Below are 25,738 nucleotides of genomic sequence, written 5' to 3' on the forward strand. Positions count from 1 at the left end.
GGGTGGCGGCGCAACACGTCGGCGACGGTGTGCAGAAAAACAAGGTTCAAAACGAGGGTCCTGGTGTACAGAGCAGCCGGGGCGGTCGGGTCATGCCGGGGTTGGCGAATGGGGGCCAACTAAAATCACGGCAAACAAGCCCAAAAGTATAGCCCGTTCACCTTCATTTGCGATCCGTAATATCACCATGAGCGACACGCCCAACACGCCTGATTCTGATAAAAATATTCAAGCGCAGGCGGCCTACCCGGTGACGGACCGCGTGCGCGAGGCGATGGCGGTCAGTTTGCGTGGCTGCGATGAGCTGATTCCCGAGGCCGACTGGCTGAAAAAGCTGGCCAAGTCCGAGGCCACCGGCGTGCCGTTGCGCATCAAGCTGGGCCTGGACCCGACCGCACCCGACATCCACATCGGCCACACCGTGGTGCTCAACAAAATGCGCCAACTGCAGGACCTGGGCCACCAGGTCATCTTTCTGATTGGCGATTTCACCAGCCTGATTGGCGACCCCTCGGGTCGCAACAGCACCCGCCCGCCGCTCACGCCCGAGCAGATCAAGGCCAACGCCGAGACCTACTACAAACAGGCCAGCCTGGTGCTGGACCCGGCCAAAACCGAGATTCGCTACAACAGCGAATGGAGCCTGCCGCTGGGCAGCATGGGCTTGATCCAGCTGGCCGCCAAGTACACCGTGGCGCGCATGATGGAGCGCAATGACTTCCACCAGCGCTTCACGGCCGGCACGCCCATCAGCGTGCACGAGTTCCTGTACCCGCTGATGCAGGGTTACGACTCGGTGGCCCTGAAAAGCGACCTGGAGCTGGGTGGCACCGACCAGAAGTTCAACCTGCTCATGGGCCGCCACCTGCAGGCCGAGTACGGCCAGGAGCCGCAGTGCATCCTGACCATGCCGCTGCTGGAGGGGCTGGACGGCGTCGAGAAGATGTCCAAGAGCAAGAACAACTACATCGGCATCGCTGAAGACGCCAACACGATGTTCGCCAAGGTGTTGTCGATCTCCGATGTGCTGATGTGGCGCTGGTTCACCCTGCTGTCTTTCAAGTCCATGGCCGAGATCGAGGCTTTGAAGAAAGAAGTGGAAGGCGGGCGCAACCCCAAGGACGCCAAGGTGATGCTGGCCAAGGAAATCACCGCGCGCTTCCACAGCGCCGCCGCTGCCGATGCCGCCGAGCAGGACTTCATCAACCGCAGCAAGGGCGGCGTGCCGGACGACATCCCCGAGGTGTTGTTGTCGGGCGCGCCGTTGGGCATTGCCACTTTGCTGAAGTCCGCAGGCTTGGCCCCCTCGACCAGCGAAGCGAACCGGTTGATTGACGGGGGCGGTGTGCGTGTGAATTCGAGTGTGGTCAGCGACAAGGGTTTGAAGCTGGCTGCCGGGACCTATGTGGTGCAGGTGGGGAAGCGGAAGTTTGCCAAGGTCACGCTTGGGTGATGTTTCTGTCTGATGCCTCGCGGGATCGCGGCGACGCGGTGCCCTGCTCCGCGGCTGTCCCCCGGCCTTCGGCCTCCGCTTTTATGCCGCTGCGCAGGGCACCCCATCACCCCGATCTGAGGAAAAGTTGGCACACCACCGGTTGCGTGCCTGCATGGTGGTTGCCTTCGGGGGTGGGGTGGATGACGCAGTGAGGTAGAGGAGGAGGGCGCGCAGCGCCCGGGGGACACGAACGGAGTCGTCCGCCCCACCACCGAGGGCGAAGAAGTTGGTGTTCAGGACGCTGCAGCTCAGCGCGCTCCCGCTTTCTCCAACAAAGTCACCATCGCTCCATACCCCCGCGATCGTGCCAAAGCCAACGGCGTCTGCCCATGCCGATCAGCGAGTTGCAGGTTGGCCTTGGCGTCGATCAAGGCCTTCAACGTGGCCTGATGCCGCGCTTCGCCATCGCCGAGCACGATGGACTCGATCACCGCCGTCCAGTGCAGGTTGTTCACGTGGTCCAGCGGGGCCCCGGCGGCGATGAGTTGTTTCACCACACCGTCGTGTCCCAGGTGGGCAGCGGCGATCAGGGCGGTGCCGTCGTAGCGGCTGGTCACTTGTTTGGCGCTGGCGCCCAGCGACAGCAGCAGGCGCAACGTGTCCTCGTCATCGGCCACCGAGGCAATGGTGACGGTGTCGTAGCGGTCACGCTCCAGCAGGTTGAGGTCGGCGCCCGCCGCCGCCAGCAGTTGGATGGCCTCGCGCTGGCGCGCGAAGGTGGCCACGTGCAACGGCGTGCGGCCGTAGAGGTCGCGGGCGTTGGGGTCCGCCTTGGCGGCGATGAGCTGGCGCAGCGCCGCCAGGTCGCCCTTGTGCGCCGCCGCGTGCAAGCCCTGGTAGGCCGCCGCCTCCGCAGCGCTGGGCGCCACCTGGGCCTGGGCCGGCAGCGCGGCGCTCAAGACGAGCGCGGTGGCGACCAGCAGCTTTTTCATTTCAGCAGATCCGCCACTTTGGCGATGCCGGCGTTGGCGCACTGCTCGTCCAGGTGGCCACCGGGCGCGCCACCCACGCCCACGGCGCCGATGACTTCGTTGCCCACGCGCACTGGCACGCCGCCGCCCAACACCAGGAAGCCGGGGATGTCGACCAGGGTCTGAGCGCCGGGGTTTTTCTGCACGTTTTCCAGCATGGCGCTGGTGTTGGCGCGGGCCGATGCCGAGGTGAAGGCCTTGCCTTGTGCAGCGCCCACGGTGTGCGGGCCGGCGTTGTCGGCGCGTTGCAGGGCACGCAGCGTGCCTGCGCGGTCCACCACGGCGGCGGTGACGTTGTGGTTGTTGGCGGCGCAGGCGGCCACGGTGGCGGCGGCAATCTGATTGGCCAGTTCCAGCGACATGTTTTTCTCGGTGCGGACGGCTTGCGCGCTGGCGGCGGTGGCGATCAGGCTCAGGGCAAGGGCGGCCATTTTGGCGGTGGTTTTCATGGGTTCTCCTGTGGGGTGGTTGCGGTGTCGATCACCGTGGGAGAACTGTAGAAATTTGGCGCCCATCCGCCCATTCGTGCGCTTACGCGCGCGGCTCCGTAGTTTTACGGAGTGCCTTCTTCCACCAGGGCGGCGTAGCGGCGGATCAGTTGGGCCAGCGACTCGGCTTCGAGCTTGGCAAACAGGTTGGCGCGGTGGGTTTCCACGGTGCGTGGCGACAGCGTGAGGGCGCGTCCGATTTCCTTGTTGGTCAGGCCTTCGATGATCAGCCCCAGCACCTCGCGCTCGCGCTCCGACAGTTGCGCGTAGCGCTCGCGCGCCGTGCGGTCGGCCTGGTGGCGCTGGCGCGACTTGACGTGCTGGCGCACTGCGTTCTGCAAGGTTTCGATGAGCAACTCGTCGTTCACCGGCTTTTCCAGGAACTCGGCCGCCCCAGCCTTGAAGGCGCGCCGGCACATCTCCACCGTGCCGTGGCCGGTGAGCAAAACGATGGGTTGGTCCACGCCCTGCGCGCGCAGGGTGTCGAGCACACTCAGGCCGCTGATGCCGGGCATGCGCACGTCCAGCACGATGGCACCAATGCCCTGGCGGTCGAATTGGTCGACAAAGGCCAACGGATCGGCCCAGGTCTGCACACGCAGTCCCACCGTGCCAATCAGCAGGGCCAGGCTGGCGCGCACGGCCTCGTCGTCGTCGATCAGGTGGATGAGGGGGGAGAGGGGGGAGAGGGGGGAGGTCACTGGGCGAGGGGCAGGCGCAGGGTGAATTCGGCCCCTAAAGGGGGGGCATTGCGGGCGCTCAGGCTGCCGCCCATGCCCACAGCCAGGGTTTCGCACAGGCTCAGGCCCAGGCCCAGGCCACCGGCACGGGTGCTGAAAAAGGGTTGGAACAGGCGGGGCAACACGTCGGGTGGGATGCCTGGGCCGCTGTCGCTGACCTGCAGCAGGCCTTCTGCTGCCTCCTGACCCAAGGTCAAGCGGATCTGGCGCTGCTCGGGCGCTACCTGTTCCAGCGCCTGCAGTGCGTTCATGAGCAGGTTGTGCACGATCTGCTCCAGCGCCACCGGGTCGGCCAGCACGGTGGGGGCGGCTTCGGCCGCCAGCGCCACGCTGGCCTGGCGGCGTTTGAACTCGGGCTCCAGCAAGTGCAAGGCGCTGCGCGCGGCCTGCTCCAGCGGCGTGGGTGCCGTGGCGCCTTGGGTATCGGGGCGCTCCACCACCCGGCGCAGGCGGCCCACCACCTCGGCCGCCCGCCGGGCCTGCTCAGCGGCCTGGGTCATGGCGGTTTGGGCCAAGAGCAGGTCGGGGGACTCGTCATCCAGCAGGCGCTGAGCGGCCTGGGTGTTGGCCAGCACAGCGGTCAGTGGCTGGTTGAGCTCATGCGCCACGCCGGCGGCCAGCTCACCCAGGGTGTTCAGGCGGGCCACCTGGCCCAGGCGCAGCAGTTCCTCGGCACGGCGGCGCTCGGTGGTCTGGCGGCGCCAGGCCTGCCAGGCGTACGCGGCCGCCAGCACCAGTGTGGCCCAACTCAGCATGCGCCACCAAGGCAAGGCCGACCAGCCCAGCGTCACATCTGCCTGAACGTCAAACGGCTGGCTGTCGCTGGCCAACACTTTGCTGAAGCCGAAGGTCCAGCCCGGGCTGGGCGCGTGCTCGCGGCCGGGTTGAATGGTGAAGTGTGTGTCGCCCAGCACCAGGCGCACGCGCACCGGGCTGCTGGCCGGTGTCATCGGCCACTCGTCCCAGGGCACGGTTTGCTTGAGGTCGATCAGCAGGGCGTAGGCGCCGGTGCCGGCGGCGGTGACCAGTTCGTAGCGGCCTTGCGCCAGGTCCACCGCACCGAGCGCTGCGCGGCGCCGCGCGCGCGACGTGGTTTCGGCCTGGGTCAGCGAGGCCTGGGGCCAGGCCTCGCTCTCACTGCGTCGCCGCGCGTGCAGCACCTGCGGGAACACGGCCGGCAGCCGTTGTTCGGCGTGTTCACCATCGCGCACGGGTTGCAGCAGGGCCAGCGTGGCCAGCACCGCGTCGTGCTGCACCACGCGCTGGCTCAGCAGACGGTGCACGATGCGGGCGTCGGTGTCGAAGGCTTCGCGCTGGCGCTGCAGTTCGGCGCGCACCAGCAGGCCCGCACCCAGGGCGGCCAGCAGGGCGGCGCCGAGCCAGAGCAAGGTATGGAAGGGTGTGGGGCGCAACACAGTGGCCGATTGTGCACGGTGGGACAATGTCTGTATGCCAACACCGCTCCTGCAACAACTTACACCGCGCCGCTTGTTGATGGCCTCGGTGGTGGTGGCCCTGATCACCATCGCGCTCAAAACCCTGGCCTGGTACGTCACCGGTTCGGTGGGCTTGTTGTCCGACGCGCTGGAGTCGCTGGTCAACCTCGCCAGCGCGATCTTTGGCCTGGTGATGGTCACCATCGCCGCCCGCCCGGCCGACGACGACCACCCCTACGGTCACCACAAGGCCGAGTATTTTTCTTCGGGCTTCGAGGGCATCCTCATCATCGCGGCCGCGCTCGGCATCGTCTGGACGGCGGGGCACCGCCTGTTTGACCCACAACCGCTGGAGCAGGTGGGCTGGGGCCTGGCGCTGTCGGTGGCCAGTTCGGCACTCAACGGCCTCTTGGCCTGGGTCATGTTTGGTGCGGCGCGCGCCCACCGCTCCATCGCGCTGGAGGCGGATGCCAAACACCTGGTCACCGATGTGTGGACCTCGGCCGGCGTGGTCATCGGCATCGCGCTGGTGCAGGTCACGGGCTGGCTGTGGCTGGACGCGCTGGTGGCCATGGGCGTGGCGCTCAACATCATGAAAGAGGGCGTGCACCTCATCTGGCGCTCGTCGCAAGGCCTGATGGACGAGGCCGTGGAGCCGGAGGTGCTTGCCACCATCCAGGCCACGCTGGCCGGTTTTGCCTCGTCCAGCGGCGAGACCCAGATCATCCGCTTCGACCACCTCAACACCCGCAAGGCCGGCCAGCGCCGCTTTGTGGACATGCACATGCACATGCCCGCGCAGTGGTCGCTGGGACGTGCGGCCGCGGTGCGCGCCAGCGTGGAGCAGGCTTTGATGAGTGCGGTGCCCGGCCTGCGCGCCACCATACAGCTGCTGCCCAGCGATGTGGAGGCGCATTTTGACGACGAAAAGGATTTGAAGTGATAGCGGTATTGCAACGGGTCAGCGAAGCCCGGGTGGTGGTGGACGGTGTGGTGGTGGGTGAGGTCGGCCCCGGTCTGCTGGTGCTGGTGTGCGCCGAACCCGCCGACACCGAGGCCGTGGCCGACAAGCTGCTGGCCAAAATCCTCAAGCTGCGCATCTTCAGCGACGAGGCCGTCGCCGGGCCGCCCCAAGACGGCCTGGCCCCCTTGGGGGGCAGCGAACCTCGCGCAGCGGGGAGCGTGGGGGCCAAATCCACCGGCAAGATGAACAAAAGTGTGGTGGATGTGGCCGGTGGGCTGCTGATCGTGAGCCAGTTCACCCTGGCCGCCGATACCACCGGTGGCAACCGCCCCAGCTTCACCGCCGCCGCGCCCCCCGCCTTGGGCGAACGCCTTTATGACCATTTTGTGGCACAAGCGCGCGCCGCACATCCGGTGGTGCAAACCGGGCGTTTTGCGGCCGACATGAAGGTGCACCTGGTCAACGACGGGCCCATCACCATCCCGCTGCGCATGAGCGCCAACTGACACCCACCATGTGCTTGCAATTTCTTTCTTCTCCCGCTCCCTTTGCCCCCGAAACGCCCCACATGCTTGGTGCCGGTCTGCTGGGGCTTCAGCCACCCGCAGTGGCCGCCGGTTGGCCGCTGCAGCATCTCCGAGCGCCGGTGCTCGGCTCGAACCAACCGGCCTGGCACGAGGCCTGGCAGGTGGCCGAAGCGCCGCTGGACGGCCACACCGAGGGCATCCGTTGGCGGCGTGCCGGCGACCTGCTGTTTGGGGTGATCGAGTTGGCCGAAACCCCGGGCGGGGCCGACCTGCGCACCCTCAGCACTCAGGCCTACGCCCGCATCTTCCGCTTGCTGGAGGCGCAGGCCTTGCCCCACCTGTGGCGGCTATGGAACTACATGGCCGACATCAACGGCACAGCCGCCGGCCTGGAGCGCTACCGCCAGTTCAACCTGGGGCGCGCCGAAGCGTTTGAGCAAGGCGCCCGCAGCGTGGTGGGGCGGGTGCCGGCGGCGTGTGCGCTGGGTGTGGCCGGCGGGCCGCTGTCGGTGGCCTTCCTGGCCGGGCCCACTGCGGCCGAGCCCCTGGAGAACCCGCGTCAGGTCAGCGCCTACCACTACCCGGCGCAATACGGCCCGCGCAGCCCCACCTTTTCGCGTGCGGCGCTGGTGTACCCGCCGGGTCAGGAGCTGCTGTTCATCTCTGGCACGGCCAGCATCGTGGGCCACGAGAGCGTGCACCCGGGTGACGTGGTGGCGCAGACGCGGGAGTCCATGGACAACGTGGCGGTGGTGCTGGAGCAGGCGCGGCGCCACAGCCGCAGCGGTGGCCACGCCCTGAGCGAGCTGAGCTACCGCGCGTACGTGCGGCATGCCGCCGACGCGCCCCTTGTGCAGGCTGTGATGGCCGAGCGGGTGGGCGCTGCGCCGCTGGTGTGTGTGCTGGCCGACGTGTGCCGTGCCGAGCTGCTGGTGGAGATCGAGGCCCACGGCTTGCGACCGCTCTGAGCGCACGGTAGTGGATGGCCCTCAGCCGTAGGCGGGATTCAACCCCAGTGCCAGGAGAATGGCGTTTTCGCGCGCTTCCATTTCTTCCGCATCGGCTTCGCTGGTCTCGTGGTCCCAGCCCTGGGCGTGCAGGGTGCCGTGCACCAGCAGGTGGGCGTAGTGTTCGGCCAGGGGCTTACCCAGTTCGGTGGCCTCGCGGGCGATGACCGGCGCGCACAGCACCAGGTCGGCCATGACCACCGGTTCGGTGGCGTAGTCGAAGGTCAGCACGTTGGTGGCGTAGTCTTTCTTGCGGTAATCGCGGTTGAGGGCCTGGCCTTCCTCGGCATCGACGATGCGCACGGTGATTTCGGCGTCGGCATCCAGCGCGTGGCGAATCCAGCGCGCCACCTTGTGGCGGGGCAAGGCAGCGCGGTGTTCGTCCGCCCCTTCAAAACGCGCGAATTGCAGGGAGAGGGACAGCTGGGGCAGGCTCATGGTCGGGGCTTTTTCTTGGGTTGGGGGCGGGCCTGGGCGGCCAGCGCGGTCTGCCAGGCCAGTTGCGCCCAGTCGCTCATCAGAGCGGGCGATTCCATGGCTGCTTCTGGGGCGGCGTGGTAGTGCAAGGCCATGTCACGGCCCTTGGCCTGGTAGACAAAACGCAGGCAGCCTTCGGCCAGAAAGCGGGCGGCGGTCAGATCGTCGGTCTTGAGCCACAGGCGTTCGCCGCTGCCCAGGTCGGCAATGATGGCGAAGGTGATGCCGTCCACGCTGATGCCCCAGCCGCCGAACATGCGCTTGGCCTGGCAGGGGCCGACGCTGGCCAGCAGGTCCAGGCAATGGGCGGTGAACTCGGGCAGCGGCCGGAGGGGGCTCATGGTTGTGCGCGGCAGCCGGTGTGCAGCATCTGTTCGGTGGCCGTGTGGTCGGGCGCCAGCAGGGCCAGAAAGCCTTCGTCGCCCTTGCTGTGCCAACGCAAGCCGCGTTGCTCGTCCACGTCCACATACCGTGCGCCCGATGCGGCGGGAAGGTTGCGCAGCACGGCTTGTGTGCCTGCCAGGGTGATCACCGCGATGGCCACGCCTCGCTGCGGGTTAAGGTAGGCCACGGCCAATGGGGTGCCATCGGCGCAACGGTAGGTGCGCGTCAGGCCGCTCCAGCCATCGACCTCGAACTGGTGCACAGTGGGCGCTGGCAGCCCGCTGGCGCAGCCGGCCAAGGTCAGTGCCATCACGGGGGTGCAGAGGTGCCGCACGTGCAATGGCCTCAGGTGGCGCGGCGTTTGCGCGCGGGCGGCGCCTCGGCGTCCAGCGATGGCGTGCGGGCCTCGTAGGCGTCCACGATGCGGGCCACCAGCGGGTGGCGCACCACGTCGGCGCTGGTCAGGCGGTTGATGGCAATGCCTTGCACGCGCTTGAGCACACGCTCGGCGTCGATCAGGCCGCTGAGCTGGGTGCGCGGCAGGTCGATCTGGCTCACGTCGCCTGTCACCACGGCCTTGCTGCCGAAGCCGATGCGGGTGAGGAACATCTTCATCTGCTCCACCGTGGTGTTCTGCGCTTCGTCGAGGATGACAAAGGCGTGGTTGAGCGTGCGCCCGCGCATGAAGGCCAGCGGCGCGATCTCGATCTGCTGGCGCTCGAAGGCTTTTTGCACCTTGTCGTAGCCCATCAGGTCGTAGAGCGCGTCGTACAGCGGGCGCAGGTAGGGGTCCACTTTCTGGGTCAGGTCGCCGGGCAGAAAGCCCAGGCGCTCGCCGGCCTCCACCGCCGGGCGCGTGAGCACGATGCGCTGCACCGCGCTGCGTTCCAGCGCGTCCACCGCGCAGGCCACGGCCAGGTAGGTTTTGCCGGTGCCGGCCGGGCCAATGCCGAAGGTGATGTCGTGTGTGGCCATGTTCTCCAGGTAGCGCGCCTGGTTGGGCGTGCGGCCCTTGACCTCGCCGCGCCGCGTTTGCATGGCCAGCGCCTCATCGCCCACTGCGGGCAATGCGGTGTCACCGCTGAGCATGAGCTGCACTTGCTCGGCCGGAATCGGGCGGCGCGCCATCTCGTACAAGGCCTGCAAGGCCTCCAGCGCCTGCTGCGCCTTGGCCTTGGGGCCTTCGATGCGAAACTGCTCGAAGCGGTGCGCGATCTTCACCTGGCAGGCCGCCTCGATGGTGCGGATGTGGGCGTCCATCGGCCCGCACAGGTGGCCCATGCGGGTGTTGTCGGGCGGCGAGAAGGTGTGTCTGAGAATCAAACCGATAATCCGCTGAAAAAGGAAGTTCCCAATGATAGGCAAGTTGACCGGCACCCTGCTGGAGAAGAACCCGCCCCAGATCCTGATCGACTGCCACGGCGTCGGTTACGAGGTGGACGTGCCCATGAGCACCTTCTACAACCTGCCCGCCGTGGGCGAGAAGGTCGCCTTGCTGACGCACTTCGTGGTGCGTGAAGACGCGCAGATTCTTTACGGCTTTGGTGCCGCGCCCGAGCGCGAAGCCTTCCGCCAGCTCATCAAAATCAGCGGCGTGGGCCCGCGCACTGCCCTGAGCGTGCTCAGCGGCATGGGCGTGAGCGACCTGGCGCAGGCCATCACCGCGCAGGAAGCGGGTCGCCTGATCAAGGTGCCGGGCATTGGCAAAAAAACCGCTGAGCGCCTGCTGCTCGAACTCAAGGGCAAACTGGGCGCCGACATCGGCGTGCCCACCGGCGGGGTGGTGCGCGGCGAGTCGCACGGCGACATCCTGCAGGCCTTGGTGGCCCTGGGCTACAGCGACAAGGAAGCGGCGCTGGCGCTCAAGGCCCTGCCCGAGGATGTGGGTGTGAGCGAGGGGATCAAGCTGGCATTGAAATCGCTCGCGAAGTGAGCTTGCTCGCTATACTTGTATAGCAAAGGAGGCTGACATGCTTGCCATTCGCCTGACGCCGGACATCGAGGCCCGGTTGAACCGCCTGACCCAGGAAACCGGGCGCACCAAGACCGCGTTGGCGCGCGAGGCCATTCTCGAGCACCTGGACGATCTGGAGGACTACTACCTGGCCGAGGCGCGGGCGCGCAAGAACCGCAAGACCATTGCGCTGACGGATGTGGAGCGCGAACTTGGCCTGGCTGATTGAGTTCGATCCCGACGCGCTGAAGGAACTCAAACAGCTGGACCGCCCGGTTCAAGTGCGCTTGGTGGCGTTTCTGCGCGACCGCCTGGCGCCGCTGGACGATCCGCGCAGCATCGGTGAAGCCCTGTCGGGTGCCCGGCTGGGCAGCTACTGGAAATACCGCGTGGGTGACTGGCGCATCGTGTGCGACATCCAGGACCAGCGCATCGTGGTGCGGGTGCTGCGCATTGGCAACCGGCGTGAGGTGTACCGCTGAGCACTTGCGCGCAGTGGCCTTGAACCGAACAAAGACACAATAGCTGCATGGCCATCCAAACCGACGACTTTGCCCCCGCGCCGCGTGTGGTGTCCGCCGCGCCCGCCTCGCCCAAAGAGGAGGCGATCGAGCGTGCCCTGCGGCCCAAGCTGCTCGACGAATACGTGGGCCAGATGAAGGTGCGCGAGCAGCTGGAAATTTTCATTGGTGCCGCCAAGAAACGCGCCGAGGCGCTGGACCACGTGCTGCTGTTTGGCCCGCCCGGGCTGGGCAAAACCACGCTGAGTCACATCATTGCGCAGGAGCTGGGCGTGAACCTGCGCCAGACCAGCGGCCCGGTGCTGGAAAAGCCCAAGGACCTGGCGGCGCTGCTGACCAACCTGGAGGCCAACGACGTCCTGTTCATCGACGAGATCCACCGCCTCAGCCCAGTGGTGGAGGAAATCCTCTACCCCGCGCTGGAGGACTACCAGATCGACATCATGATCGGCGAAGGCCCGGCCGCGCGCAGCATCAAGCTGGACCTGCAGCCCTTCACCCTGGTGGGCGCCACCACCCGCGCCGGTATGTTGACCAACCCGCTGCGCGACCGTTTCGGCATCGTCGCCCGGCTGGAGTTCTACACGCCCGAAGAGCTGGCGCGCATCGTCAAGCGCAGCGCCGGCCTGCTGGGCGCGCCCATCGAGGCAGAAGGCGGTTTCGAGATCGCGCGCCGTTCGCGTGGCACACCCCGCATCGCCAACCGCTTGCTGCGCCGCGTGCGCGACTACGCCGAAGTCAAGGGCAGCGGCACCATCACGAAGACCATGGCCGACAAGGCCCTGGCCATGCTGGACGTGGACCCGCAGGGCTTCGACCTGATGGACCGCAAGCTCCTCGAAGCCGTGGTGCACCGCTTCGATGGCGGCCCGGTGGGGCTGGACAACATCGCCGCCAGCATCGGCGAGGAGCGCGACACCATCGAAGACGTGATCGAACCCTACCTGATCCAGCAGGGTTTTTTGCAGCGCACACCGCGCGGGCGCGTGGCCACGCTGGCCGCCTACCGCCACCTCGGGGTGACGCCGCCGACCACCGAGGGTGGCCTGTTTGGTGCCGATGCCTGACCTGCCGTGAGCACCCCGCCGCGCGAGTCCCCCACACACATGCTCTACCGCGCGGCCTTGGGGCCTGTGCAGAGCGAACACCACCTCCGGGCCTTCGAACGCTTTGACGCCCGGGGCGTGAGCGGGCCGAGCTGGAACACGCTGGCCGCGCTGCTCACCTTCAACTGGCTGGTGTACCGGCGCTTGTGGCGCATCGCCGCCGTGTACCTGTTGCTGGTGGGTGCTGCGGCCGGTGCATTGTGGTGGGGCCGGGGCCATTTGCCGGATGGCGTGACGTTGGGCCTGGCCGGCGCGGTTGTGCTGGTGGCCACTGCCCTGCCTGGGTTGTTTGCCAACGCGTGGCTGCATGGCCAATTGCGGCTGGCGCTGGTGGACGTGGTCCGGCAGTCGCCCTCCATGGCCGACGCGGCCGACGTGTTGCGCCAGCGGGCGCCGTCGCTGCAGCGGCTGCTGGTGATGTGCCTGTTGAACCTGTTGATGGTGGCGCTGGTGGGCTGGCAGGTGTGGGGCAGCGCCGCGGCGCAAGACCCCGTGGCCAAGTCGGTGGTCGAGCCCTTGGCCACCCAGTCGGTGGTGGTGGCTGAGCCTGCTCCGTTGCCTTCTCCCACACAATCCCCCGCACCTTCGCCCGCCACGGCTGAGTCGCCAACACCCGCACCCACCGCCGTGGACACCGTGGCCGACGTTGCGCCGCCCGCGCCGCCCACCCCGTCGACCGTGCACGACCCCGAACCCGTCGCCCAGTCGGTGTCCGAACCCATTGCCGTGGCGGCTGCGCGGGGTTACGGCATCAACGTGGGCTTGTTCGCCGACCCGGCCAATGCGCGGCGCGCATTGGTGCGCATCCGACAGGCCGGTGTGCCGGCCCGCAGCGACACGCTGCAACTGGAGCGCGGCCAGCGCACCCGTGTGCGCGCCGGCCCCTTTGCCAACCGCGCCCAGGCCGAACAGGCCGCCGCACGCATCAAGGCCCTGGGGCTGGATGCCCAGGTGTTCAAGCAGGGCGCGAACGAATGAGGCCGCCCACCATCAGGCATTGCGCCAGGTAGTAGGTGGCCAGCACGCCCAGCTGCGCCATGGGCAGGGGCGTGACGAAGCGGTTGAGCGCGAGCAGGGTGTCGCTGAGCATGAAAAAGCAGGCGCCCACCGCCACCAGCACCGACGCCTGATCGCGCCGCACGCTTGCGCGACCCAGGGCTTGCGCCGCCATCAAAGCGATCACCACCACATAGGCGGCCACCGGCCCGCGCAGGCCCGCAGGCAGACCACCGAGCCACAGCACCGTGTACATCAATGCACCCACCCCCAGCGTGAGTGCCAGCGCCCGGCGGCTGGCAAACCAGGGCGCGTCCTGCCGCAGCCGCACGATGTAGGCGATGTGCGCGAGCAGAAAGGCCACCAGCCCCGGGATGAACAGACCGGGCAGCATCAGGAACACGTCGCCCGCGAGCGAACCGAACAGCGCCAGGCGCAGCCACAGCGCACGCGGCACGCCCCAGGTGAGCGCCAGCGCGATCACCATGGCCAGAGGTTTGAAGACCAGGTGCAACTCGCGCAGGCCCAGGGCCGAGCTGGCGGTGGCCAGGGCACAGGCTTCGATCAGCCACAGCTCGGTGGCGCTGATGCGACCTTGTAACAGCGCGCCCACGCCCCACAGGCTCACGGTGAGCGCCAGCAACCAGACGCAGGCCGTGGCCAGTGGCCAGCCGTCCACCTGCCACAAAAACGCCGCCACGCCGCCCAGCAGCGCCACGAACTGCAAACCCGCAAGCCAGGCGGTGGCCGGTGCCAGGGGCGGGTCGAAGCGTTGCAGCGCGGCCGCGTCAAACGGTGGTTTGGGGAAACGCGCCGCCACGTCGGCTGGGCGCCAGCCGGGGGGCTTGAACCACACGCGCAGCTTGTCGGGCCAGCGGCGGGTGTGCCAGCTGTCCTTCAGCAAGGCCCAATACACCTCGCCATTGGCCCACAGCGGGTCCCAGCTGCGCAGAGGGCTGCGGGTGCCGTAGACACATGTCTCGTCTTCTTCCTTGAAGCTGCCAAACAGCCGGTCCCACACGATGAGGATGCCGCCGTAGTTCTTGTCCAGGTAGCGGTCGTTGACGGCATGGTGCACCCGGTGGTTGGAGGGCGATGCGAACACGCGGTCGAACCAGCCGAGTTGGGGCACGTGTTCGGTGTGGATCCAGAACTGGTAGAGCAGATCGATCAGGCCCACCACCGCGAACACAATGGGTGGCACGCCCGCCACCGCCATGGGCACGTAAAACAGCCAGCCGAGCAAGGCGCCGCTGCTGGTTTGGCGCAGCGCGGTGGAGAGGTTGTAGTCCTCGCTCTGGTGGTGCACCACGTGGGCGGCCCATAGCACCGCCACCTCGTGCCCGCCACGGTGCAGCCAGTAGTAACAAAAGTCGTAGAACACCAGGGCCAGCAGCCAGCCGTACCAACTGGTCCAGAACTCCGGGCCCGGGCCCATGGCGGCGGCGTGGTACACGGCGGTGTAAATGCCCACGCGCAGCAGGAGCGTCAACACCTTGGTCACTTCGCTGAGCATGCCCAGCGAGATGCTGTTGACGGCGTCGTTGAGCCTGTAGGTGTTGCGCCCCTTGGCGCGGCCGTAGGCGTATTCGGCGGCAATGAGGAGCAGGAAGACCGGGGTGGCCAGAACAATGACTTGGCTGGGGCTGAGATTCATGCCGGCGATTGTGGCGGCACTCAGGTCAGCGCGCCCCTCGCATCAACCCGGATCAGCCGCTCGACAAAACCTTGCTGCAACCCGCCACGCACCCCCACCAGCCAGTCGTGCAGGTTGACCGTGGGGTCGCAGTGGCCGGGGATGAGCCACACGGTGTCGCCGATGGCGGGCAGCGGCGTCGCGGGCGTGGCTGCGCGCAGCACACCGTGTTCGTCGCCACCGTTGGCGAACGTCAGGCCGGCGGGTGCCCACACGGTGGGCAGGCCGCTGTCGATGGCGTGGCTTTTGTGGCCGGCATCACACACGGCGCGGTCACCCTGGCGGCTCACCACCTGGGCCTTGACGAACAGCGCGTGTTCGAAGGCCGGCGGATCGGCCGTGTGCTGGTTGCTCGCGTAGTCGGCGTCCATGAACAGGTAGGAGCCGGTCTGCAGTTCGCCCCACAGCCCGCTGGCGGTTTCCAGCGCGTAGGTGCCGGTGCCCGCGCCTGTCACCAGCAGGGGCCCGAAGCCGTGGCGGATCAGCAGGTCGCGTGTCTCGCGCACCATCTGGGCCGAGCGCGCCAGCGTGGCTTGGCGGGTGCCGCTGTCACGCTGGTGTTGGGCGGCGCCGTGGTAGGCGTGTAGGCCCACCAGGCGCAGGGTGCGGTGGGGTGCGATGGCGCGGGCCAGCGCCAAGGCCGGATCGCCTGGGGGCACGCCACAGCGGCCGTGGCCAATGTCCACGTCGATGAACACATCGATGTGGGCGCCGTGGGCGTGGTGCATGGCGTCGGCCAGTGCGGCAATGCCGTGTTCGCTGTCCACCGCGATGGCCAGCTGGCCACCGTCGTGTTGCAGCCGCAGCGCCAGCGCGGCCACGCGGGCCAGTTTGGCCGGTGCAATCACCTCGTTGCTGATGTAGATGTTGTTCACGCCACCGGCGGCCAGCGCCTCGGCCTCGGCGGTCTTCTGCACGCACACGCCCACCGCGCCGTGGGCCATCTGCAGGCGCGCCAGTTCGGCGCTTTTGTGCATCTTGGCGTGGGGGCGCAGGCGCACACGGTGGTTGCGTGCAAAGGTGGCCATGCGGGCGAGGTTGCGCTCCATGGCGTCGAGGTCGATGACCAGGGCGGGGGTGTCGACGGCGGCGATGTTGTCGCCGAGGCGTGCGGGCGGCGTCATGTCGTGGACTCGTCCAGCGGTGCGTCGGCATCGTCCTGCAGGTGGCCGATGTCGGCCCAGCCCACCAGGCTCAGGCCTTCCGGCGTCCAGAGCAGGCGGTTGATGCCGGCGTTGTCCAGCGTCCAGGTGCGGGGTGCCTGGATGTCCTGGCCGGTGGCCAGGCGGTACAACACATCGAGCACGCCGCCGTGGGCCACCATCACCACCTGCTCGCCCGGGTGGCGCGCGGCCAGTTCGTGCACGGTGTTGGCAATGCGCTCGCGCAGGGTCAGCAGGTTCTCGCCGCCTTCGGGCGCAAAGTCGGGCACCCGCTTGCGCCAGGCCAGGGCTTCATCGGGCCAGCCGGTTTCGATTTCGTTCCAGGTCTTGCCTTCGAACCTGCCGAAGTGGCGTTCACGCAGGCCGGCATGGGTGTGCACGGGCAGGCCACGCGCTGCGGCAATGGCCTGCGCCGTGGTGTGGGCGCGGGCCAGGTCGCTGCTGTAGACGGCGGCAATGGGTTCGTCGCGCAGGGCTTCGGCGGCGCGCCGGGCCTGCCACAGGCCACGTTCGTTGAGCGGGATGTCGATGTGGCCCTGGATGCGGGTGTCGCGGTTCCAGGCGGTTTCGCCGTGGCGTATGGCAAGGATGCGGGTCAGTTGCACGGTGTGGTGTCCTGGGGCGGCGTGGGCCGCCACAAAAAGAGTTTGTGGGAGTGCGCGAGGCTCTCTAGAATGAATCGTCAACCATTCTTAAAGGGCGGGGGTTTCGATGAGCAGCGTACAACAAGAAATCGACGAGCGGACCAAGCTCACCAGTTCCAACAAATTCGAGATGTTGCTGTTTCGGCTTGGCAGCGACGCCAATGGCGAACGCTCCGAGTTGTTTGGCATCAACGTGTTCAAGATCCGCGAGATTGTGGCCATGCCACCGGTCACGGCCATGGCCGGTGCACCGCAGCACGTGATGGGGGTGGTCAACCTGCGCGGCCAGATCATCCCGGTGATCGACCTCTCGGCCGTCACCGGCAACATTCCCAAAACCGGCCACAACATCATGCTGGTGACCGAATACGCGCGCACCACGCAGGCGTTTGCGGTGGAGGGGGTGGAAGAGATCGTGCGACTGGACTGGAAACAGGTGCTCAGCGCCGAGAACAGCGCCGCCGGCGGCATGGTCACCAGCATCGCACGGCTGGACGACGACGTGAACGGCCAGCGCCTGGTGCAGGTGCTGGACGTGGAGTCCATCCTGCGCCGCGTCATGCCCACCAGCGACGGCGAGATGACACCCGAGAACGTGGGCCCGCAGGTCAAGCTCAAGGAAGGCACGATGATCGTGGCCGCCGACGACTCCTTTGTGGCACGCGCCTTGATCGAGCAGGGTCTGCAGGCCATGAACCTGCCTTACGTGATGTGCAAGACCGGACAGGAAGCGTGGGAAAAGCTGCAGGCCATCAGCGCCGAGTGTGCGGCCCAGGGCCGCGAAATCCACGACAAGGTGGCCCTGGTGCTGACCGACTTGGAAATGCCCGAGATGGACGGCTTCACCCTCACGCGCATGATCAAACAAGACCCCAAGATGCGCGCCCTGCCGGTGGTCATCCACTCCTCGCTGTCGGGTGCCACCAACGAGGACCACGTGCGCAGCGTGGGCGCAGATGCCTACGTGCCCAAGTTTGTGGCCGAAGATTTGGCCGGCACGTTGCGCCGGGTGTTGGCCGAGTACGGGCAGGTGGTCTGAAGCGTTTGGGACCGCTTGACGGGGGTCAACGCGGAATTTCGATGTTGACTTGCCGGGCGCCCGCAGGCGGCTGGGGAAAATCCCGCAAGGCGGCCGACACCATGGCGCCCCACAGCGCGGGGCTGTCGGGCCAGCGGCCGTCGTGTTTGGCACGCGTTTCGTACACCACGCGCCCGGTGGCCGCTTCGCGCACCACCACCGTGATCTCGCGCAGGTAGTACGGGTTGTCCGCGATCATCAGCGGAAAGCCCAGCGTGATGCCGCCGTGGCGCCCGCCGATGCCCCCCGAAATGCTCCAGTTGGGGCGCTCCCAGGGGTTCTCCCAGGGCGCGCGTGGCAGGCGCTGGCCACCGGCGTTCACCTGCACCAGCCAGCGCACGCTGTCGTTGCCGGTGGGCAGCTTCAGGCCCCACGCCGTCAAGGCGTCGCGCACCGCCAGCTCCAGGCCATCCTGCAGCGCGTTCGGCGCCGTGCTGCGTTGTGAGGGCAGGCGGTCAAACGCAAAACGCTCGCCTTTCTGAGGGGCGCCTGCCGGCCACTGCGGAAAACTCTGCACCTGGTTGTCCACCAGCATCACGCTGGCGCAGCCACCCAGCAGGGCGCTGATGGTCAGCAGCAGGGGCAGCATCAGGCGGCGCATGGTGTCAGGCCTCCTGCACCAGCGAGATGACTTGCTTTTCGGGCAGGCTGGGCGCGGTGGGCAGCGGCTCGTCGTCGAAGGCCTTGTCGCCGTCTTCGTCGGGCACACCCGTGGCCTTGAGGCCGGCAAAGTCGTGCAGCCCCCGGTCCATGAGGTGGCTGGGCACCACGTTCTGCAGCGCGGTGGCCATGTTCTCCACGCGGCCCGGAAACTTCTTTTCCCACTCGCGCAGCATGTTGCCCACCTGCTTGCGTTGCAGGTTTTCCTGGCTGCCGCAGAGCGTGCAGGGGATGATGGGGAATTCGCGCACCTGGGCCCAGCGCGTGAGGTCTTTTTCGGCCACGTAGGCCAGGGGGCGGATCACCACGTGCTCACCGTTGTCGCTGACCAGCTTGGGGGGCATGCCCTTGAGCTTGGCGCCGAAGAACATGTTGAGCAGCAGGGTCTGCAGCATGTCGTCGCGGTGGTGACCGAGGGCGATTTTGGTGGCGCCCAGCTCGCCCGCCACGCGGTACAGGATGCCCCGGCGCAACCGGCTGCACAGGCTGCACATGGTCTTGCCCTCGGGGATGACCTTTTTGACGATGGAGTAGGTGTCCTGCGTCTCGATGTGGAAGGGCACGCCCAGCTGGCCCAGGTACTCGGGCAGGATGTGGTCGGGAAAGCCCGGCTGCTTCTGGTCCAGGTTGACCGCGATCAGCTCGAACTTGATGGGCGCGCGCGCCTGCAGTTTGAGCAGGATGTCCAGCATGGCGTAGCTGTCCTTGCCGCCCGACACACAGACCATGACCTTGTCGCCTTCCTCGATCATGTTGTAGTCGACGATGGCGCGGCCCACCTCTCGGCACAGGCGCTTTTCGAGCTTGTGGTCTTCGCGTTCGATCTTCAGCGCCTTCGGGGGGGCTGTGTCAGGCGCTTCGGTCGCGGGCGTGGTCCAGGTGGGGGTCGTCGTCATGGGGTGGCTCAATGCAGGTCGGCAGCCCCGTATTGTCTCAGCCCAGCGCAGCCTGCGCCAATCGGGTGTAGAGCGGTATGCCCAACAGGATGTTGAGCGGGAAGGTCACGCCCAGCGAGAGGCCCACGTAAAGCGAGGGGTTGGCCTCGGGGATGGCGTGCCGCACCACCGCCGGCACGGCGATGTAGGAGGCACTGGCGGCCAGCACCATGAGCAGGGCGGCGTCACCCGCCGGCAAGCCGGCCAGTGCGGCCAGCCCCAAGGCCAGCAGGCCGTGCACCAAGGGTGCGATCAGCGCGTACGCCAGCAGCCACGGCGATTGGCCCCGCAGCCCGGGCAATTGGCGCGCTGTGTTGAGGCCCATGTCGAGCAGGAAGAAGGCCAGCATGCCTTTGAACAAATCACCCGAGAAGGGCTGCATGGCTTCGCGGCCACTTTCACCGCTGAGCCAGCCCACCGCCATGGCGCCCAGCAACAGCAACTGCGCGCCGTCGGTGAAGGATTCGTGCAACACCTTGGGCCAGCCCACCCCCTCGGCCGGCGGTCCGCCCAAGGCCAGCGTGCCGCCGCTCACGGTGTGGGCGGCGCTGGCCTGGCGTCGCAACACGTTGGCCAGCAAGACCGCCAGGATGATGGCTGGCGACTCCATCAGCGCCATGGCTGCGGCCATGTGGCCACCGTGGGCGATGCCTTGGCCGTCCAGGTGGGCATTGGCGGTGATGAAGGTCACCGCACTCACCGAGCCGTAGGTGGCGGCCACGGCCGCCGCGTCAAACGGCCCCACCACACGGCGCAACAAGCCGTAGCCCAGCAACGGCACCACCACCGCCAGCAGCACCGCCAGCCCCAGGCCCGTGAGCACCTGGGTGGTCAGCCCGGTTTGTGCCAGGGCAAAACCGCCCTTGAGGCCCAGCGCCATCAGCAGGTACAGCGACAGGAAACGTGAGATGGCGGGCGGGATTTCGAGGTTGGATTTCAGCAGGCCGGCAAAAACGCCGAAGACAAAAAACAGCAGCGCGGGGTCGGTGAAGATGTGCATGGGAGCGCACTGTAGACACATCTGGACATTGAGTAAAATCGATTCTTGGAAACGGATATATAGATAAATATCTATGAATGTGACCTTCCGCCAACTGCGACTGTTCTTGGCATTGGCCGACACCGGCAGCGTGAGCGCGGCAGCACGGGCCATGCACGTGACCCAACCCACCGCGTCCATGCAGTTGCGTGAGGTCAGCGAGGCGGTGGGCTTGCCGCTGTATGAGGTGATCGGCCGCCAGGTGCACCTGACCGAAGCCGGTCACCAACTCGCGGCCACCGCACGTGGCATCGTCTATCGGTGGGAAGATTTCGAGCAGACCGTGGCCGGCCTGCAGGGGCTCACGCGCGGCCGCCTGCGGGTGGCGGTGGTGAGCACCGCGCAGTACTTCATTCCCGGACTGCTGGGCGATTTCTGTACCCGCCACCCGCAAATCGATTTGTCGCTGGAGGTGCTCAACCGCGACGGTGTGGTGCAGCGCCTGCGTGACAACGCCGACGACCTCTACGTCATGTCCATGCCGCCGGCCGACATGGAGCTGGAAGACCGGGTGTTCCTGTCCAACCCGCTGGTGCTGATCGCGTCGGCGGGTCACCCACTGGCCACCCGCAAGCGCCTGACGCTCAACGCGCTCGCGGGCGAACGTTTTCTTTTGCGCGAGGCCGGTTCGGGCACGCGCCTGGCCACCGATCGCTTCCTCGCCGCCCAAGGTTTTGAACCCCGGCTGCGGCTGGCGTTGGGCAGCAACGAGGCCATCAAAGAGGCCGTAGCGGCCCGCCTGGGTGTGGCGGTGATTTCGCTGCATGCACTGCGTGCCGACAGCGCCCGGCGTGACCTCTGCGTGTTGCCCGTGCAAGGTCTGCCCATTCCTTCGCAATGGCACCTGGTGCATCCCAAGGCCAAGCGCCTGTCGCCCATCGCCCGGGTGTTTCATGCGCACTTGTTGGCCGAGGCCGGCAAATGGGCTGCGCGGCAGGCCTGAAAGTTGTTCTGCCAGAGCGGGACCAAAGCTGTGGAAAACTGCGAGGACAAGTCGCGCAGGCCGCATGGCCAAAGGCTTGGCGGGCGGTGCCCGTTATTTGGGCAGTCGGCTCACCACTGCCCACTTTCCATGCGGATGGCCACCTCGCAGTCGGCAAAAATTTCCAGCTTGGCGATGCGCACGCGCACGCCCAGCACGCCGGGCAGGCCCATGAGGCGTTGGGTCAGTTTGCCGATCAGGCTTTCCAGCAGGTTGACGTGTTCGGCCGTGCACTCGTCGATGATGATCTGGCGCACCTTGCGGTAGTCGAGGACGTGGCTGATGTCGTCGTCGTGGGGCAGCAAGGGCTGTGGGCCCTGGTTGAGTTCGGCGTCCACCTGGATGGGCTGGGGGCTGGTTTTTTCAAAGTCCAGGATGCCCAGGTTGGCATCGAAGCGCAGGCCGGTCAGCGTGAGGATCTGCTGGCCGGTGCGGGTGGGGGTCTGGGCGTTGGGTGTGGACGTGTTCATGGTGCGGGCTCCGGCTCGGGCTTGATGCGCACGATCTCTACCCCCACGGCCTGGGTGTCGGGGTAGACGTCGGGTTTGCAGGTGGACAGGCGCAACGCGCGCACGCCTGGGTGGGCCAGCAGACGCTCGGCCAAGTCGTCGCACAGGGTTTCCTGCAATTCCACGTGGCCCTGAGCGATGCGCTCGGCCACCACTGCGCGCACGTAGTCGTAGTCCACCACCTCATGCAGGCGGTCTTGTGTGGGCGTGGAGTGCGCGTAGGGCACATACAGCTCCACGTCGATCCACAGGCGCTGCTGCACACCTTTTTCAAAGTCGTGGGCGCCGATGTGGGCCAGCACTTCCAGCCGGCGCAGAAAGAGCTTGCGACAACTCAGCGACAGATCGTCCAGATGGGGGCTTGTCATTGCGGGGCTTTCATCAGTTCATCGACCACAAACATCACGTCGCGCTCCAGCGGCACGAGGTGCTGTCCGTTGTCCACGCTCACGGTGCTGCCGGTGATGGCCGGTGTCTGCGCCAGGAACAGGCAGGTGCGGGCCACGTCGGCTGGGTCAATCGGGCGGCGCAGCAGGTTGACGCGGCTGGCGCGCTCGAAATTCTCCGGGGCTTGTGGGCCGCTCAGGAACATCAGGCCGGGCGCCACACCACACACGCGCACGTGGGGCGCCAGCGCCTGCGCTTGCAAGGCCACGGCGCGTTCCAGCGCGAGCTTGCTGATCGAATACGAAAAGTAGTCGGGGTTGAGGTTGAAGACTTTCTGGTCCAGCACGTGGATCACGCAGGCGTCTTCCGGCGCCGGCTGGGCGGCCATCTGCCGGGCCAGGTCGCGGGCCAGGGTCAGGGGCGCGATCAGGTTCACCTCCAGCTGCGAGCGCGCCAGCGCCGGCTCGAAATCCAGGCCGGTGTCGGGCTCGAACAGCGAGGCGTTGTTGACCACGCAGTGCAACGGTCCGGCGCCTTCCGCGATGTCCTTCACCAGGCGGCCGCGTTCGGCCTCGATGGACAGGTCGGCGGCGATGGTGTGCACCTGCAGGCCTTGGGCGTTGAGCTGGTCGCGCAACGCATGGGCCGCGTCGGCCGAACGGGCGTGGTGGCACCACACCTCCCAGCCGGCCTGGGCAAACTGGGTGCAGATCAGGGCGCCCAGCCGGTGGGCGCCGCCCGTCACGAGGACACGTCGGGTCATCTTTGCTTGTGCTTGGCTGGTGTTGAGAACGCGCGCAGCGGCGCCAGGGCGTGATTGTCGCGTGTCCTGTTTGGCCCCTGATAATCCAGGGCATGCCAACGACCCCCACCGTGTCCGATCCGCTGCAGGCGGCCCTGCAACGCGCCTTGGCCGAGGCCAGCGGCTGGCTGCCGTTCGACCGCTTCATGGCCCTGGCCCTGTACGCGCCTGAAGGCGGCTACTACGCCGGTGGCCTGCCCAAGTTCGGCGCCATGCCGGCCTCAGGCAGCGATTTCGTGACCGCGCCAGAGTTGTCGCCCTTGTTCGGCCGCGCGCTGGCGGTGCAGGTGGCGCAGGCGCTGACCGCGACCGACACGCTGGATGTGTGGGAGTTCGGCGCAGGCACCGGCGCACTGGCGCGCCAGGTGCTGGATGCGCTGACGGCCGACGAGCGTTTCGAGTCGGTGCGCTACCACATCGTCGAGTTGTCGGGCAGTTTGCGCGAGCGCCAGCGCGAGACGCTGCAGGTCCATGCCGGGCGCGTGACCTGGGCCGACACGTGGCCTGCGCGTTTGGACGGTGTGGTGTTGGGCAACGAGGTACTGGACGCCATGCCGGTGCAACTGCTGCACCGCGTGGGTGGCGTGTGGTTCGAGCGCGGGGTGGCGGCCGAAGGCGATGCCTGGGCCTGGTCCGACCGCCCGACCACCTTGCGCCCGCCGGTGGAACCCGAGGGCCCGCACGACTACCTCACCGAAATCCACCCGCAGGCCGAGGCCTTCGTCAAGAGCCTGGCCGCGCGCCTGGCGCGCGGCGCGGCCTTTTTCATCGACTACGGTTTCCCTGAGCGTGAGTACTACCACCCCCAGCGCCACATGGGCACGCTGATGTGCCACCAGGGCCACCGCGCCGACGGCAACCCGCTGGCGGACGTGGGTGCCAAGGACATCACCGCCCACGTCAATTTCACCGGCATTGCGCTGGCCGCGCAGAACGCCGGCCAACAGGTGCTGGGCTACGCCACCCAGGCGCGCTTCCTCATCAACTGTGGCCTGGTGGACCTGGCCTCGGCCGCGTCGGTGGCCGAACGCGCCCAGGCCATGAAACTGTTGCACGAACACGAGATGGGCGAGCTGTTCAAGGTGCTCGCCTTTGCCCCCGAGGCCAGCGCCGGGGGTTGGGAGCCCTTGGGTTTTGCCCACGGCGACCGCACCCACACGCTCTGATGATCCGCTGGCTCATCGTCATCTTCCTGGCCTTGTTGCTGGTCAACGGGTTGTCTCGCTGGCTGGAGCGTTTTGGCCTGGGGCGCCTGCCGGGCGATTTCCGCTTCAAGCTGTTCGGGCGCGAGATGTTTTTGCCCATCGCCAGCACCGTGTTGCTGAGCATGGTGGCGGCCCTGATCGCCAAGTTCGTCTGACCCCGTCTTGAAAGCTGGGGTGCTGCCCCCAAGTGCTCGCCAGCTACCCCCTAGGAGTACCTTTTCATGAGCGCCCCCGACACCCAGCACATCGTGTGCCCCCATTGCCACACCACCAACCGTGTGAGCGCGGCGCAGCGCGCGCAAGCGCCTGATTGCGGCAAATGCCACCAACCGCTGTTCACCGGCCAGCCTGTGGCCTTGGATGAAGCGGGTTTTGCCAAACACGTCTCGCGCAGCGAGGTGCCCGTGTTGGTGGACTTCTGGGCGCCCTGGTGTGGCCCATGCCGCATGATGGCGCCGCAGTTCGAGGCCGCCGCGCGCGAGCTCGAACCCCACTTCCGCCTTGTGAAGGTCAACACCGAAGAGGCGCAGCAACTGGCCGCGCAACTGCAGATCCGCAGCATCCCCACCCTGGCCTTGTTCAAAGGCGGGCGCGAGGTGGCGCGCCAACCGGGCGCCATGGGCGCGGCGGACATCGTGCGCTGGGCGTGCAGCCAGGCTTGAAGCTCGGTTAACCGTCAGGCGGGTTGCCGGCGGCGCAGCAGCCGGTCGCCAAACAGGTTGAGCAGCAGCCCGCCCATCAACAGGGCGCCACCCACAAAGTGAACCGGTCGAAGCGCCTCGTCAAAAACGATCCAACCGGTGCTCAGGCCCACCAGCGGCACCAGCAGCGAAAAGGGCGCCACGCGGTTGGCCGGGTGGCGCGAGAGCAACCAGGTCCAGACGCCGTAACCGAACAAGGTGGCGGCCCAGGCCAGGTAGAGCACCGATGCCACCGAGGTGGCGCTCAGATGGGTCAAGGCGGTTGTGATGGCAGAGGGCCCCTCCAGCCACCACGACAGCGCCAGGAACGGACCAATGGGCACCAGCGAAGACCACACCACAAAAGCCAGTTGGTTGATGGGGCCGTGCCGCGCCACCGCGCGCGAGACGATGTTGCCACCCGCCCAAGCGGCCGCCGCACCCACCGTCAGCGCAAAACCCAGCAGTGGCATGGCCTGGCCGTGGCTGCTGCCGATCAGGGCCAGGCCGGCGCCGGCCAGCGCCAGGCCCGCCAACTGGTTGGCTTTCCAGTGTTCACCCAGAAACAGCGCCGCAAACACCAGGGTGAAAAAGGCCTGCGCCTGCAGCACCAGCGAGGCCAGGCCGGTGGGCATGCCAACGTGGATGGCGGTGAACAGCAGCGCAAACTGCCCCACCGAAATCAGCAGACCGTAGGCCAGGTACAGGCGCAGCGGCACGCGCGGCGCACGAAAGAAAAAAATGGCCGGCAACACGGCAAACACAAAACGCAACGCCGCCAGCAGCATGGGCGGCACACCGACCACGCCCAGTTTGATGACGGCGAAATTGAGGCCCCAGGCGACGATGGTCAGCAGGGCGAGCGAGAGGTCTTTGAGTGGCATGAGGGGGC

Annotated in this window: 32 protein-coding genes; 14 read left to right on the plus strand and 18 right to left on the minus strand. The window is 67.3% G+C overall.

The genetic code is table 11. From position 1 onward, the window contains the following. The first annotated feature begins 187 nt into the window (after window positions 1-187). The gene (gene tyrS, locus ACFQPB_RS02165; protein WP_382219416.1) at window positions 188-1,453 is read left to right on the plus strand and encodes a tyrosine--tRNA ligase; all 1,266 of its coding nucleotides are present in this window, start codon (window positions 188-190) and stop codon (window positions 1,451-1,453) included. Window positions 1,454-1,743: 290 nt separating this feature from the next. Here the strand turns inward: tyrS and ACFQPB_RS02170 are convergent, their stop codons facing one another. From ACFQPB_RS02170 to ACFQPB_RS02185, 4 genes are all read right to left on the minus strand, one after another. Next, entirely contained in the window at window positions 1,744-2,427 is a 684-nt protein-coding gene (locus ACFQPB_RS02170) for an ankyrin repeat domain-containing protein (protein ID WP_382219418.1), read from the minus strand. Then, window positions 2,424-2,915 (minus strand): GlcG/HbpS family heme-binding protein, encoded by a 492-nt coding sequence (locus ACFQPB_RS02175; protein ID WP_382219419.1) that lies wholly within the window; start codon window positions 2,913-2,915, stop codon window positions 2,424-2,426. Before ACFQPB_RS02175 ends, ACFQPB_RS02170 begins: the two co-directional genes overlap by 4 nt. Before the next feature lie 104 nt (window positions 2,916-3,019). Then, a complete protein-coding gene (locus tag ACFQPB_RS02180) occupies window positions 3,020-3,655 on the minus strand; it encodes a response regulator transcription factor (RefSeq protein WP_382219421.1) in 636 nt (211 codons plus the stop codon). Continuing rightward, window positions 3,652-5,109, minus strand: coding sequence for a sensor histidine kinase (locus tag ACFQPB_RS02185; RefSeq protein ID WP_382219423.1), 1,458 nt, complete (start codon window positions 5,107-5,109; stop codon window positions 3,652-3,654). Before ACFQPB_RS02185 ends, ACFQPB_RS02180 begins: the two co-directional genes overlap by 4 nt. A 34-nt stretch (window positions 5,110-5,143) precedes the next feature. Between ACFQPB_RS02185 and ACFQPB_RS02190 the strand changes: the two genes are divergently transcribed. The 3 genes from ACFQPB_RS02190 (at window position 5,144) to ACFQPB_RS02200 (ending at window position 7,589) form a co-directional block, all read left to right on the plus strand. Next, the gene (locus ACFQPB_RS02190) at window positions 5,144-6,073 is read left to right on the plus strand and encodes a cation diffusion facilitator family transporter (protein WP_382202015.1); all 930 of its coding nucleotides are present in this window, start codon (window positions 5,144-5,146) and stop codon (window positions 6,071-6,073) included. Further along, the gene (locus ACFQPB_RS02195) at window positions 6,070-6,600 is read left to right on the plus strand and encodes a D-aminoacyl-tRNA deacylase (protein WP_382219425.1); all 531 of its coding nucleotides are present in this window, start codon (window positions 6,070-6,072) and stop codon (window positions 6,598-6,600) included. The genes ACFQPB_RS02190 and ACFQPB_RS02195 overlap by 4 nt, the downstream gene beginning before the upstream one ends. Window positions 6,601-6,662: 62 nt before the next feature. Next, complete coding sequence (locus ACFQPB_RS02200) at window positions 6,663-7,589, plus strand: chorismate transformation FkbO/Hyg5 family protein (protein WP_382219427.1); 927 nt, start codon at window positions 6,663-6,665, stop codon at window positions 7,587-7,589. 21 nt (window positions 7,590-7,610) lie between these two features. On the opposite strand, the gene ybeY is transcribed toward ACFQPB_RS02200, so the two are convergent. Genes ybeY through ACFQPB_RS02220 form a run of 4 tightly spaced genes read right to left on the minus strand, consistent with a single transcriptional unit; the run spans window position 7,611 to window position 9,812 of the window. Then, window positions 7,611-8,066, minus strand: coding sequence for an rRNA maturation RNase YbeY (gene ybeY, locus ACFQPB_RS02205; RefSeq protein ID WP_382219429.1), 456 nt, complete (start codon window positions 8,064-8,066; stop codon window positions 7,611-7,613). Then, the gene (locus tag ACFQPB_RS02210) at window positions 8,063-8,446 is read right to left on the minus strand and encodes a TfoX/Sxy family protein (protein WP_382202010.1); all 384 of its coding nucleotides are present in this window, start codon (window positions 8,444-8,446) and stop codon (window positions 8,063-8,065) included. Before ACFQPB_RS02210 ends, ybeY begins: the two co-directional genes overlap by 4 nt. After that, window positions 8,443-8,799 carry an MliC family protein gene (locus ACFQPB_RS02215; RefSeq protein WP_382219431.1) on the minus strand — a complete coding sequence of 119 codons (357 nt, stop codon included), beginning with the start codon at window positions 8,797-8,799 and terminating at the stop codon, window positions 8,443-8,445. The genes ACFQPB_RS02210 and ACFQPB_RS02215 overlap by 4 nt, the downstream gene beginning before the upstream one ends. 35 nt (window positions 8,800-8,834) lie before the next feature. Then, on the minus strand, window positions 8,835-9,812 hold the full coding sequence (locus tag ACFQPB_RS02220) for a PhoH family protein (RefSeq protein ID WP_382219433.1): 978 nt from the start codon (window positions 9,810-9,812) through the stop codon (window positions 8,835-8,837). Between the two features lie 31 nt (window positions 9,813-9,843). On the opposite strand from ACFQPB_RS02220, the gene ruvA reads away from it, so the two are divergent. Genes ruvA through ACFQPB_RS02245 form a run of 5 tightly spaced genes read left to right on the plus strand, consistent with a single transcriptional unit; the run spans window position 9,844 to window position 13,048 of the window. Beyond that, entirely contained in the window at window positions 9,844-10,422 is a 579-nt protein-coding gene (gene ruvA / locus ACFQPB_RS02225; RefSeq protein WP_382202004.1) for a Holliday junction branch migration protein RuvA, read from the plus strand. Window positions 10,423-10,459: 37 nt separating this feature from the next. Then, complete coding sequence (gene relB, locus ACFQPB_RS02230; RefSeq protein ID WP_382202002.1) at window positions 10,460-10,672, plus strand: type II toxin-antitoxin system RelB family antitoxin; 213 nt, start codon at window positions 10,460-10,462, stop codon at window positions 10,670-10,672. Next, window positions 10,656-10,925: a type II toxin-antitoxin system RelE family toxin gene (locus tag ACFQPB_RS02235; RefSeq protein WP_382219434.1), complete on the plus strand. Its 270-nt coding sequence runs from the start codon at window positions 10,656-10,658 to the stop codon at window positions 10,923-10,925. Before relB ends, ACFQPB_RS02235 begins: the two co-directional genes overlap by 17 nt. A gap of 47 nt (window positions 10,926-10,972) precedes the next feature. Next, window positions 10,973-12,031: a Holliday junction branch migration DNA helicase RuvB gene (gene ruvB, locus ACFQPB_RS02240; protein ID WP_382219436.1), complete on the plus strand. Its 1,059-nt coding sequence runs from the start codon at window positions 10,973-10,975 to the stop codon at window positions 12,029-12,031. Window positions 12,032-12,037: 6 nt separating this feature from the next. Then, entirely contained in the window at window positions 12,038-13,048 is a 1,011-nt protein-coding gene (locus ACFQPB_RS02245; protein WP_382219438.1) for an SPOR domain-containing protein, read from the plus strand. On the opposite strand, the gene ACFQPB_RS02250 is transcribed toward ACFQPB_RS02245, so the two are convergent. Genes ACFQPB_RS02250 through ACFQPB_RS02260 form a run of 3 tightly spaced genes read right to left on the minus strand, consistent with a single transcriptional unit; the run spans window position 13,026 to window position 16,530 of the window. Continuing rightward, entirely contained in the window at window positions 13,026-14,723 is a 1,698-nt protein-coding gene (locus ACFQPB_RS02250; RefSeq protein ID WP_382219440.1) for a lysoplasmalogenase family protein, read from the minus strand. The genes ACFQPB_RS02245 and ACFQPB_RS02250 overlap by 23 nt on opposite strands. A 20-nt stretch (window positions 14,724-14,743) precedes the next feature. Next, window positions 14,744-15,886: a DSD1 family PLP-dependent enzyme gene (locus ACFQPB_RS02255; RefSeq protein ID WP_382219441.1), complete on the minus strand. Its 1,143-nt coding sequence runs from the start codon at window positions 15,884-15,886 to the stop codon at window positions 14,744-14,746. Continuing rightward, window positions 15,883-16,530 carry a histidine phosphatase family protein gene (locus ACFQPB_RS02260; RefSeq protein ID WP_382219443.1) on the minus strand — a complete coding sequence of 216 codons (648 nt, stop codon included), beginning with the start codon at window positions 16,528-16,530 and terminating at the stop codon, window positions 15,883-15,885. The genes ACFQPB_RS02255 and ACFQPB_RS02260 overlap by 4 nt, the downstream gene beginning before the upstream one ends. Before the next feature lie 106 nt (window positions 16,531-16,636). Between ACFQPB_RS02260 and ACFQPB_RS02265 the strand changes: the two genes are divergently transcribed. Further along, window positions 16,637-17,608, plus strand: a complete 972-nt coding sequence (locus tag ACFQPB_RS02265; RefSeq protein ID WP_382219445.1) for a chemotaxis protein — start codon at window positions 16,637-16,639, stop codon at window positions 17,606-17,608. Window positions 17,609-17,633: 25 nt separating this feature from the next. Here ACFQPB_RS02265 and ACFQPB_RS02270 read toward each other — a convergent pair whose 3' ends face one another. From ACFQPB_RS02270 to ACFQPB_RS02280, 3 genes are read right to left on the minus strand one after another with little or no spacing between them, the layout of a single operon-like run. After that, entirely contained in the window at window positions 17,634-18,248 is a 615-nt protein-coding gene (locus ACFQPB_RS02270; protein ID WP_382219447.1) for a DUF4136 domain-containing protein, read from the minus strand. Window positions 18,249-18,252: 4 nt separating this feature from the next. After that, window positions 18,253-19,203: a tRNA 2-thiocytidine(32) synthetase TtcA gene (gene ttcA, locus ACFQPB_RS02275; RefSeq protein WP_382219449.1), complete on the minus strand. Its 951-nt coding sequence runs from the start codon at window positions 19,201-19,203 to the stop codon at window positions 18,253-18,255. 37 nt (window positions 19,204-19,240) lie between these two features. Then, a complete protein-coding gene (locus ACFQPB_RS02280) occupies window positions 19,241-20,242 on the minus strand; it encodes a sodium-dependent bicarbonate transport family permease (protein ID WP_382219451.1) in 1,002 nt (333 codons plus the stop codon). A gap of 73 nt (window positions 20,243-20,315) precedes the next feature. Between ACFQPB_RS02280 and ACFQPB_RS02285 the strand changes: the two genes are divergently transcribed. Continuing rightward, on the plus strand, window positions 20,316-21,224 hold the full coding sequence (locus ACFQPB_RS02285; protein WP_382219452.1) for a LysR family transcriptional regulator: 909 nt from the start codon (window positions 20,316-20,318) through the stop codon (window positions 21,222-21,224). A gap of 110 nt (window positions 21,225-21,334) precedes the next feature. On the opposite strand, the gene ACFQPB_RS02290 is transcribed toward ACFQPB_RS02285, so the two are convergent. From ACFQPB_RS02290 to ACFQPB_RS02300, 3 genes are read right to left on the minus strand one after another with little or no spacing between them, the layout of a single operon-like run. Next, window positions 21,335-21,733 carry a dihydroneopterin aldolase gene (locus ACFQPB_RS02290; protein ID WP_382219454.1) on the minus strand — a complete coding sequence of 133 codons (399 nt, stop codon included), beginning with the start codon at window positions 21,731-21,733 and terminating at the stop codon, window positions 21,335-21,337. After that, window positions 21,730-22,140 carry a dihydroneopterin aldolase gene (locus ACFQPB_RS02295; RefSeq protein ID WP_382219456.1) on the minus strand — a complete coding sequence of 137 codons (411 nt, stop codon included), beginning with the start codon at window positions 22,138-22,140 and terminating at the stop codon, window positions 21,730-21,732. The genes ACFQPB_RS02290 and ACFQPB_RS02295 overlap by 4 nt, the downstream gene beginning before the upstream one ends. After that, the gene (locus tag ACFQPB_RS02300) at window positions 22,137-22,922 is read right to left on the minus strand and encodes an SDR family NAD(P)-dependent oxidoreductase (protein WP_382219457.1); all 786 of its coding nucleotides are present in this window, start codon (window positions 22,920-22,922) and stop codon (window positions 22,137-22,139) included. The genes ACFQPB_RS02295 and ACFQPB_RS02300 overlap by 4 nt, the downstream gene beginning before the upstream one ends. A 92-nt stretch (window positions 22,923-23,014) precedes the next feature. Here ACFQPB_RS02300 and ACFQPB_RS02305 point away from each other — a divergent pair, with 92 nt between their 5' ends. The 3 genes from ACFQPB_RS02305 (at window position 23,015) to trxC (ending at window position 24,828) form a co-directional block, all read left to right on the plus strand. Continuing rightward, window positions 23,015-24,127 carry a class I SAM-dependent methyltransferase gene (locus tag ACFQPB_RS02305; RefSeq protein ID WP_382219459.1) on the plus strand — a complete coding sequence of 371 codons (1,113 nt, stop codon included), beginning with the start codon at window positions 23,015-23,017 and terminating at the stop codon, window positions 24,125-24,127. Further along, window positions 24,127-24,321: a DUF2905 domain-containing protein gene (locus ACFQPB_RS02310; RefSeq protein ID WP_382219461.1), complete on the plus strand. Its 195-nt coding sequence runs from the start codon at window positions 24,127-24,129 to the stop codon at window positions 24,319-24,321. Before ACFQPB_RS02305 ends, ACFQPB_RS02310 begins: the two co-directional genes overlap by 1 nt. Before the next feature lie 66 nt (window positions 24,322-24,387). Continuing rightward, window positions 24,388-24,828 (plus strand): thioredoxin TrxC, encoded by a 441-nt coding sequence (gene trxC, locus ACFQPB_RS02315; RefSeq protein ID WP_382219462.1) that lies wholly within the window; start codon window positions 24,388-24,390, stop codon window positions 24,826-24,828. Between the two features lie 14 nt (window positions 24,829-24,842). Here trxC and ACFQPB_RS02320 read toward each other — a convergent pair whose 3' ends face one another. Further along, window positions 24,843-25,730, minus strand: coding sequence for an EamA family transporter (locus ACFQPB_RS02320; RefSeq protein WP_382219464.1), 888 nt, complete (start codon window positions 25,728-25,730; stop codon window positions 24,843-24,845). Between the last annotated feature and the right edge of the window lie 8 nt (window positions 25,731-25,738).

Origin of the sequence: Hydrogenophaga atypica (assembly GCF_042665215.1) — a bacterium.
GTDB classification, from domain to species: Bacteria; Pseudomonadota; Gammaproteobacteria; order Burkholderiales; family Burkholderiaceae_C; genus Hydrogenophaga; species Hydrogenophaga defluvii_A.

Bases quoted from the DNA above. Each gene is read 5' to 3' on its own strand.
- tyrS (WP_382219416.1), top strand. From the start codon at position 188: ATGAGCGACACGCCCAACACGCCTGATTCTGATAAAAATATTCAAGCG.
- ACFQPB_RS02170 (WP_382219418.1), bottom strand. From the start codon at position 2,427: ATGAAAAAGCTGCTGGTCGCCACCGCGCTCGTCTTGAGCGCCGCGCTG.
- ACFQPB_RS02175 (WP_382219419.1), bottom strand. From the start codon at position 2,915: ATGAAAACCACCGCCAAAATGGCCGCCCTTGCCCTGAGCCTGATCGCC.
- ACFQPB_RS02190 (WP_382202015.1), top strand. From the start codon at position 5,144: ATGCCAACACCGCTCCTGCAACAACTTACACCGCGCCGCTTGTTGATG.
- ACFQPB_RS02200 (WP_382219427.1), top strand. From the start codon at position 6,663: ATGCTTGGTGCCGGTCTGCTGGGGCTTCAGCCACCCGCAGTGGCCGCC.
- ybeY (WP_382219429.1), bottom strand. From the start codon at position 8,066: ATGAGCCTGCCCCAGCTGTCCCTCTCCCTGCAATTCGCGCGTTTTGAA.
- ACFQPB_RS02210 (WP_382202010.1), bottom strand. From the start codon at position 8,446: ATGAGCCCCCTCCGGCCGCTGCCCGAGTTCACCGCCCATTGCCTGGAC.
- ACFQPB_RS02215 (WP_382219431.1), bottom strand. From the start codon at position 8,799: ATGGCACTGACCTTGGCCGGCTGCGCCAGCGGGCTGCCAGCGCCCACT.
- ruvA (WP_382202004.1), top strand. From the start codon at position 9,844: ATGATAGGCAAGTTGACCGGCACCCTGCTGGAGAAGAACCCGCCCCAG.
- relB (WP_382202002.1), top strand. From the start codon at position 10,460: ATGCTTGCCATTCGCCTGACGCCGGACATCGAGGCCCGGTTGAACCGC.
- ruvB (WP_382219436.1), top strand. From the start codon at position 10,973: ATGGCCATCCAAACCGACGACTTTGCCCCCGCGCCGCGTGTGGTGTCC.
- ACFQPB_RS02250 (WP_382219440.1), bottom strand. From the start codon at position 14,723: ATGAATCTCAGCCCCAGCCAAGTCATTGTTCTGGCCACCCCGGTCTTC.
- ACFQPB_RS02255 (WP_382219441.1), bottom strand. From the start codon at position 15,886: ATGACGCCGCCCGCACGCCTCGGCGACAACATCGCCGCCGTCGACACC.
- ACFQPB_RS02265 (WP_382219445.1), top strand. From the start codon at position 16,637: ATGAGCAGCGTACAACAAGAAATCGACGAGCGGACCAAGCTCACCAGT.
- ACFQPB_RS02270 (WP_382219447.1), bottom strand. From the start codon at position 18,248: ATGCGCCGCCTGATGCTGCCCCTGCTGCTGACCATCAGCGCCCTGCTG.
- ttcA (WP_382219449.1), bottom strand. From the start codon at position 19,203: ATGACGACGACCCCCACCTGGACCACGCCCGCGACCGAAGCGCCTGAC.
- ACFQPB_RS02280 (WP_382219451.1), bottom strand. From the start codon at position 20,242: ATGCACATCTTCACCGACCCCGCGCTGCTGTTTTTTGTCTTCGGCGTT.
- ACFQPB_RS02285 (WP_382219452.1), top strand. From the start codon at position 20,316: ATGAATGTGACCTTCCGCCAACTGCGACTGTTCTTGGCATTGGCCGAC.
- ACFQPB_RS02290 (WP_382219454.1), bottom strand. From the start codon at position 21,733: ATGAACACGTCCACACCCAACGCCCAGACCCCCACCCGCACCGGCCAG.
- ACFQPB_RS02295 (WP_382219456.1), bottom strand. From the start codon at position 22,140: ATGACAAGCCCCCATCTGGACGATCTGTCGCTGAGTTGTCGCAAGCTC.
- ACFQPB_RS02300 (WP_382219457.1), bottom strand. From the start codon at position 22,922: ATGACCCGACGTGTCCTCGTGACGGGCGGCGCCCACCGGCTGGGCGCC.
- ACFQPB_RS02305 (WP_382219459.1), top strand. From the start codon at position 23,015: ATGCCAACGACCCCCACCGTGTCCGATCCGCTGCAGGCGGCCCTGCAA.
- ACFQPB_RS02310 (WP_382219461.1), top strand. From the start codon at position 24,127: ATGATCCGCTGGCTCATCGTCATCTTCCTGGCCTTGTTGCTGGTCAAC.
- trxC (WP_382219462.1), top strand. From the start codon at position 24,388: ATGAGCGCCCCCGACACCCAGCACATCGTGTGCCCCCATTGCCACACC.
- ACFQPB_RS02320 (WP_382219464.1), bottom strand. From the start codon at position 25,730: ATGCCACTCAAAGACCTCTCGCTCGCCCTGCTGACCATCGTCGCCTGG.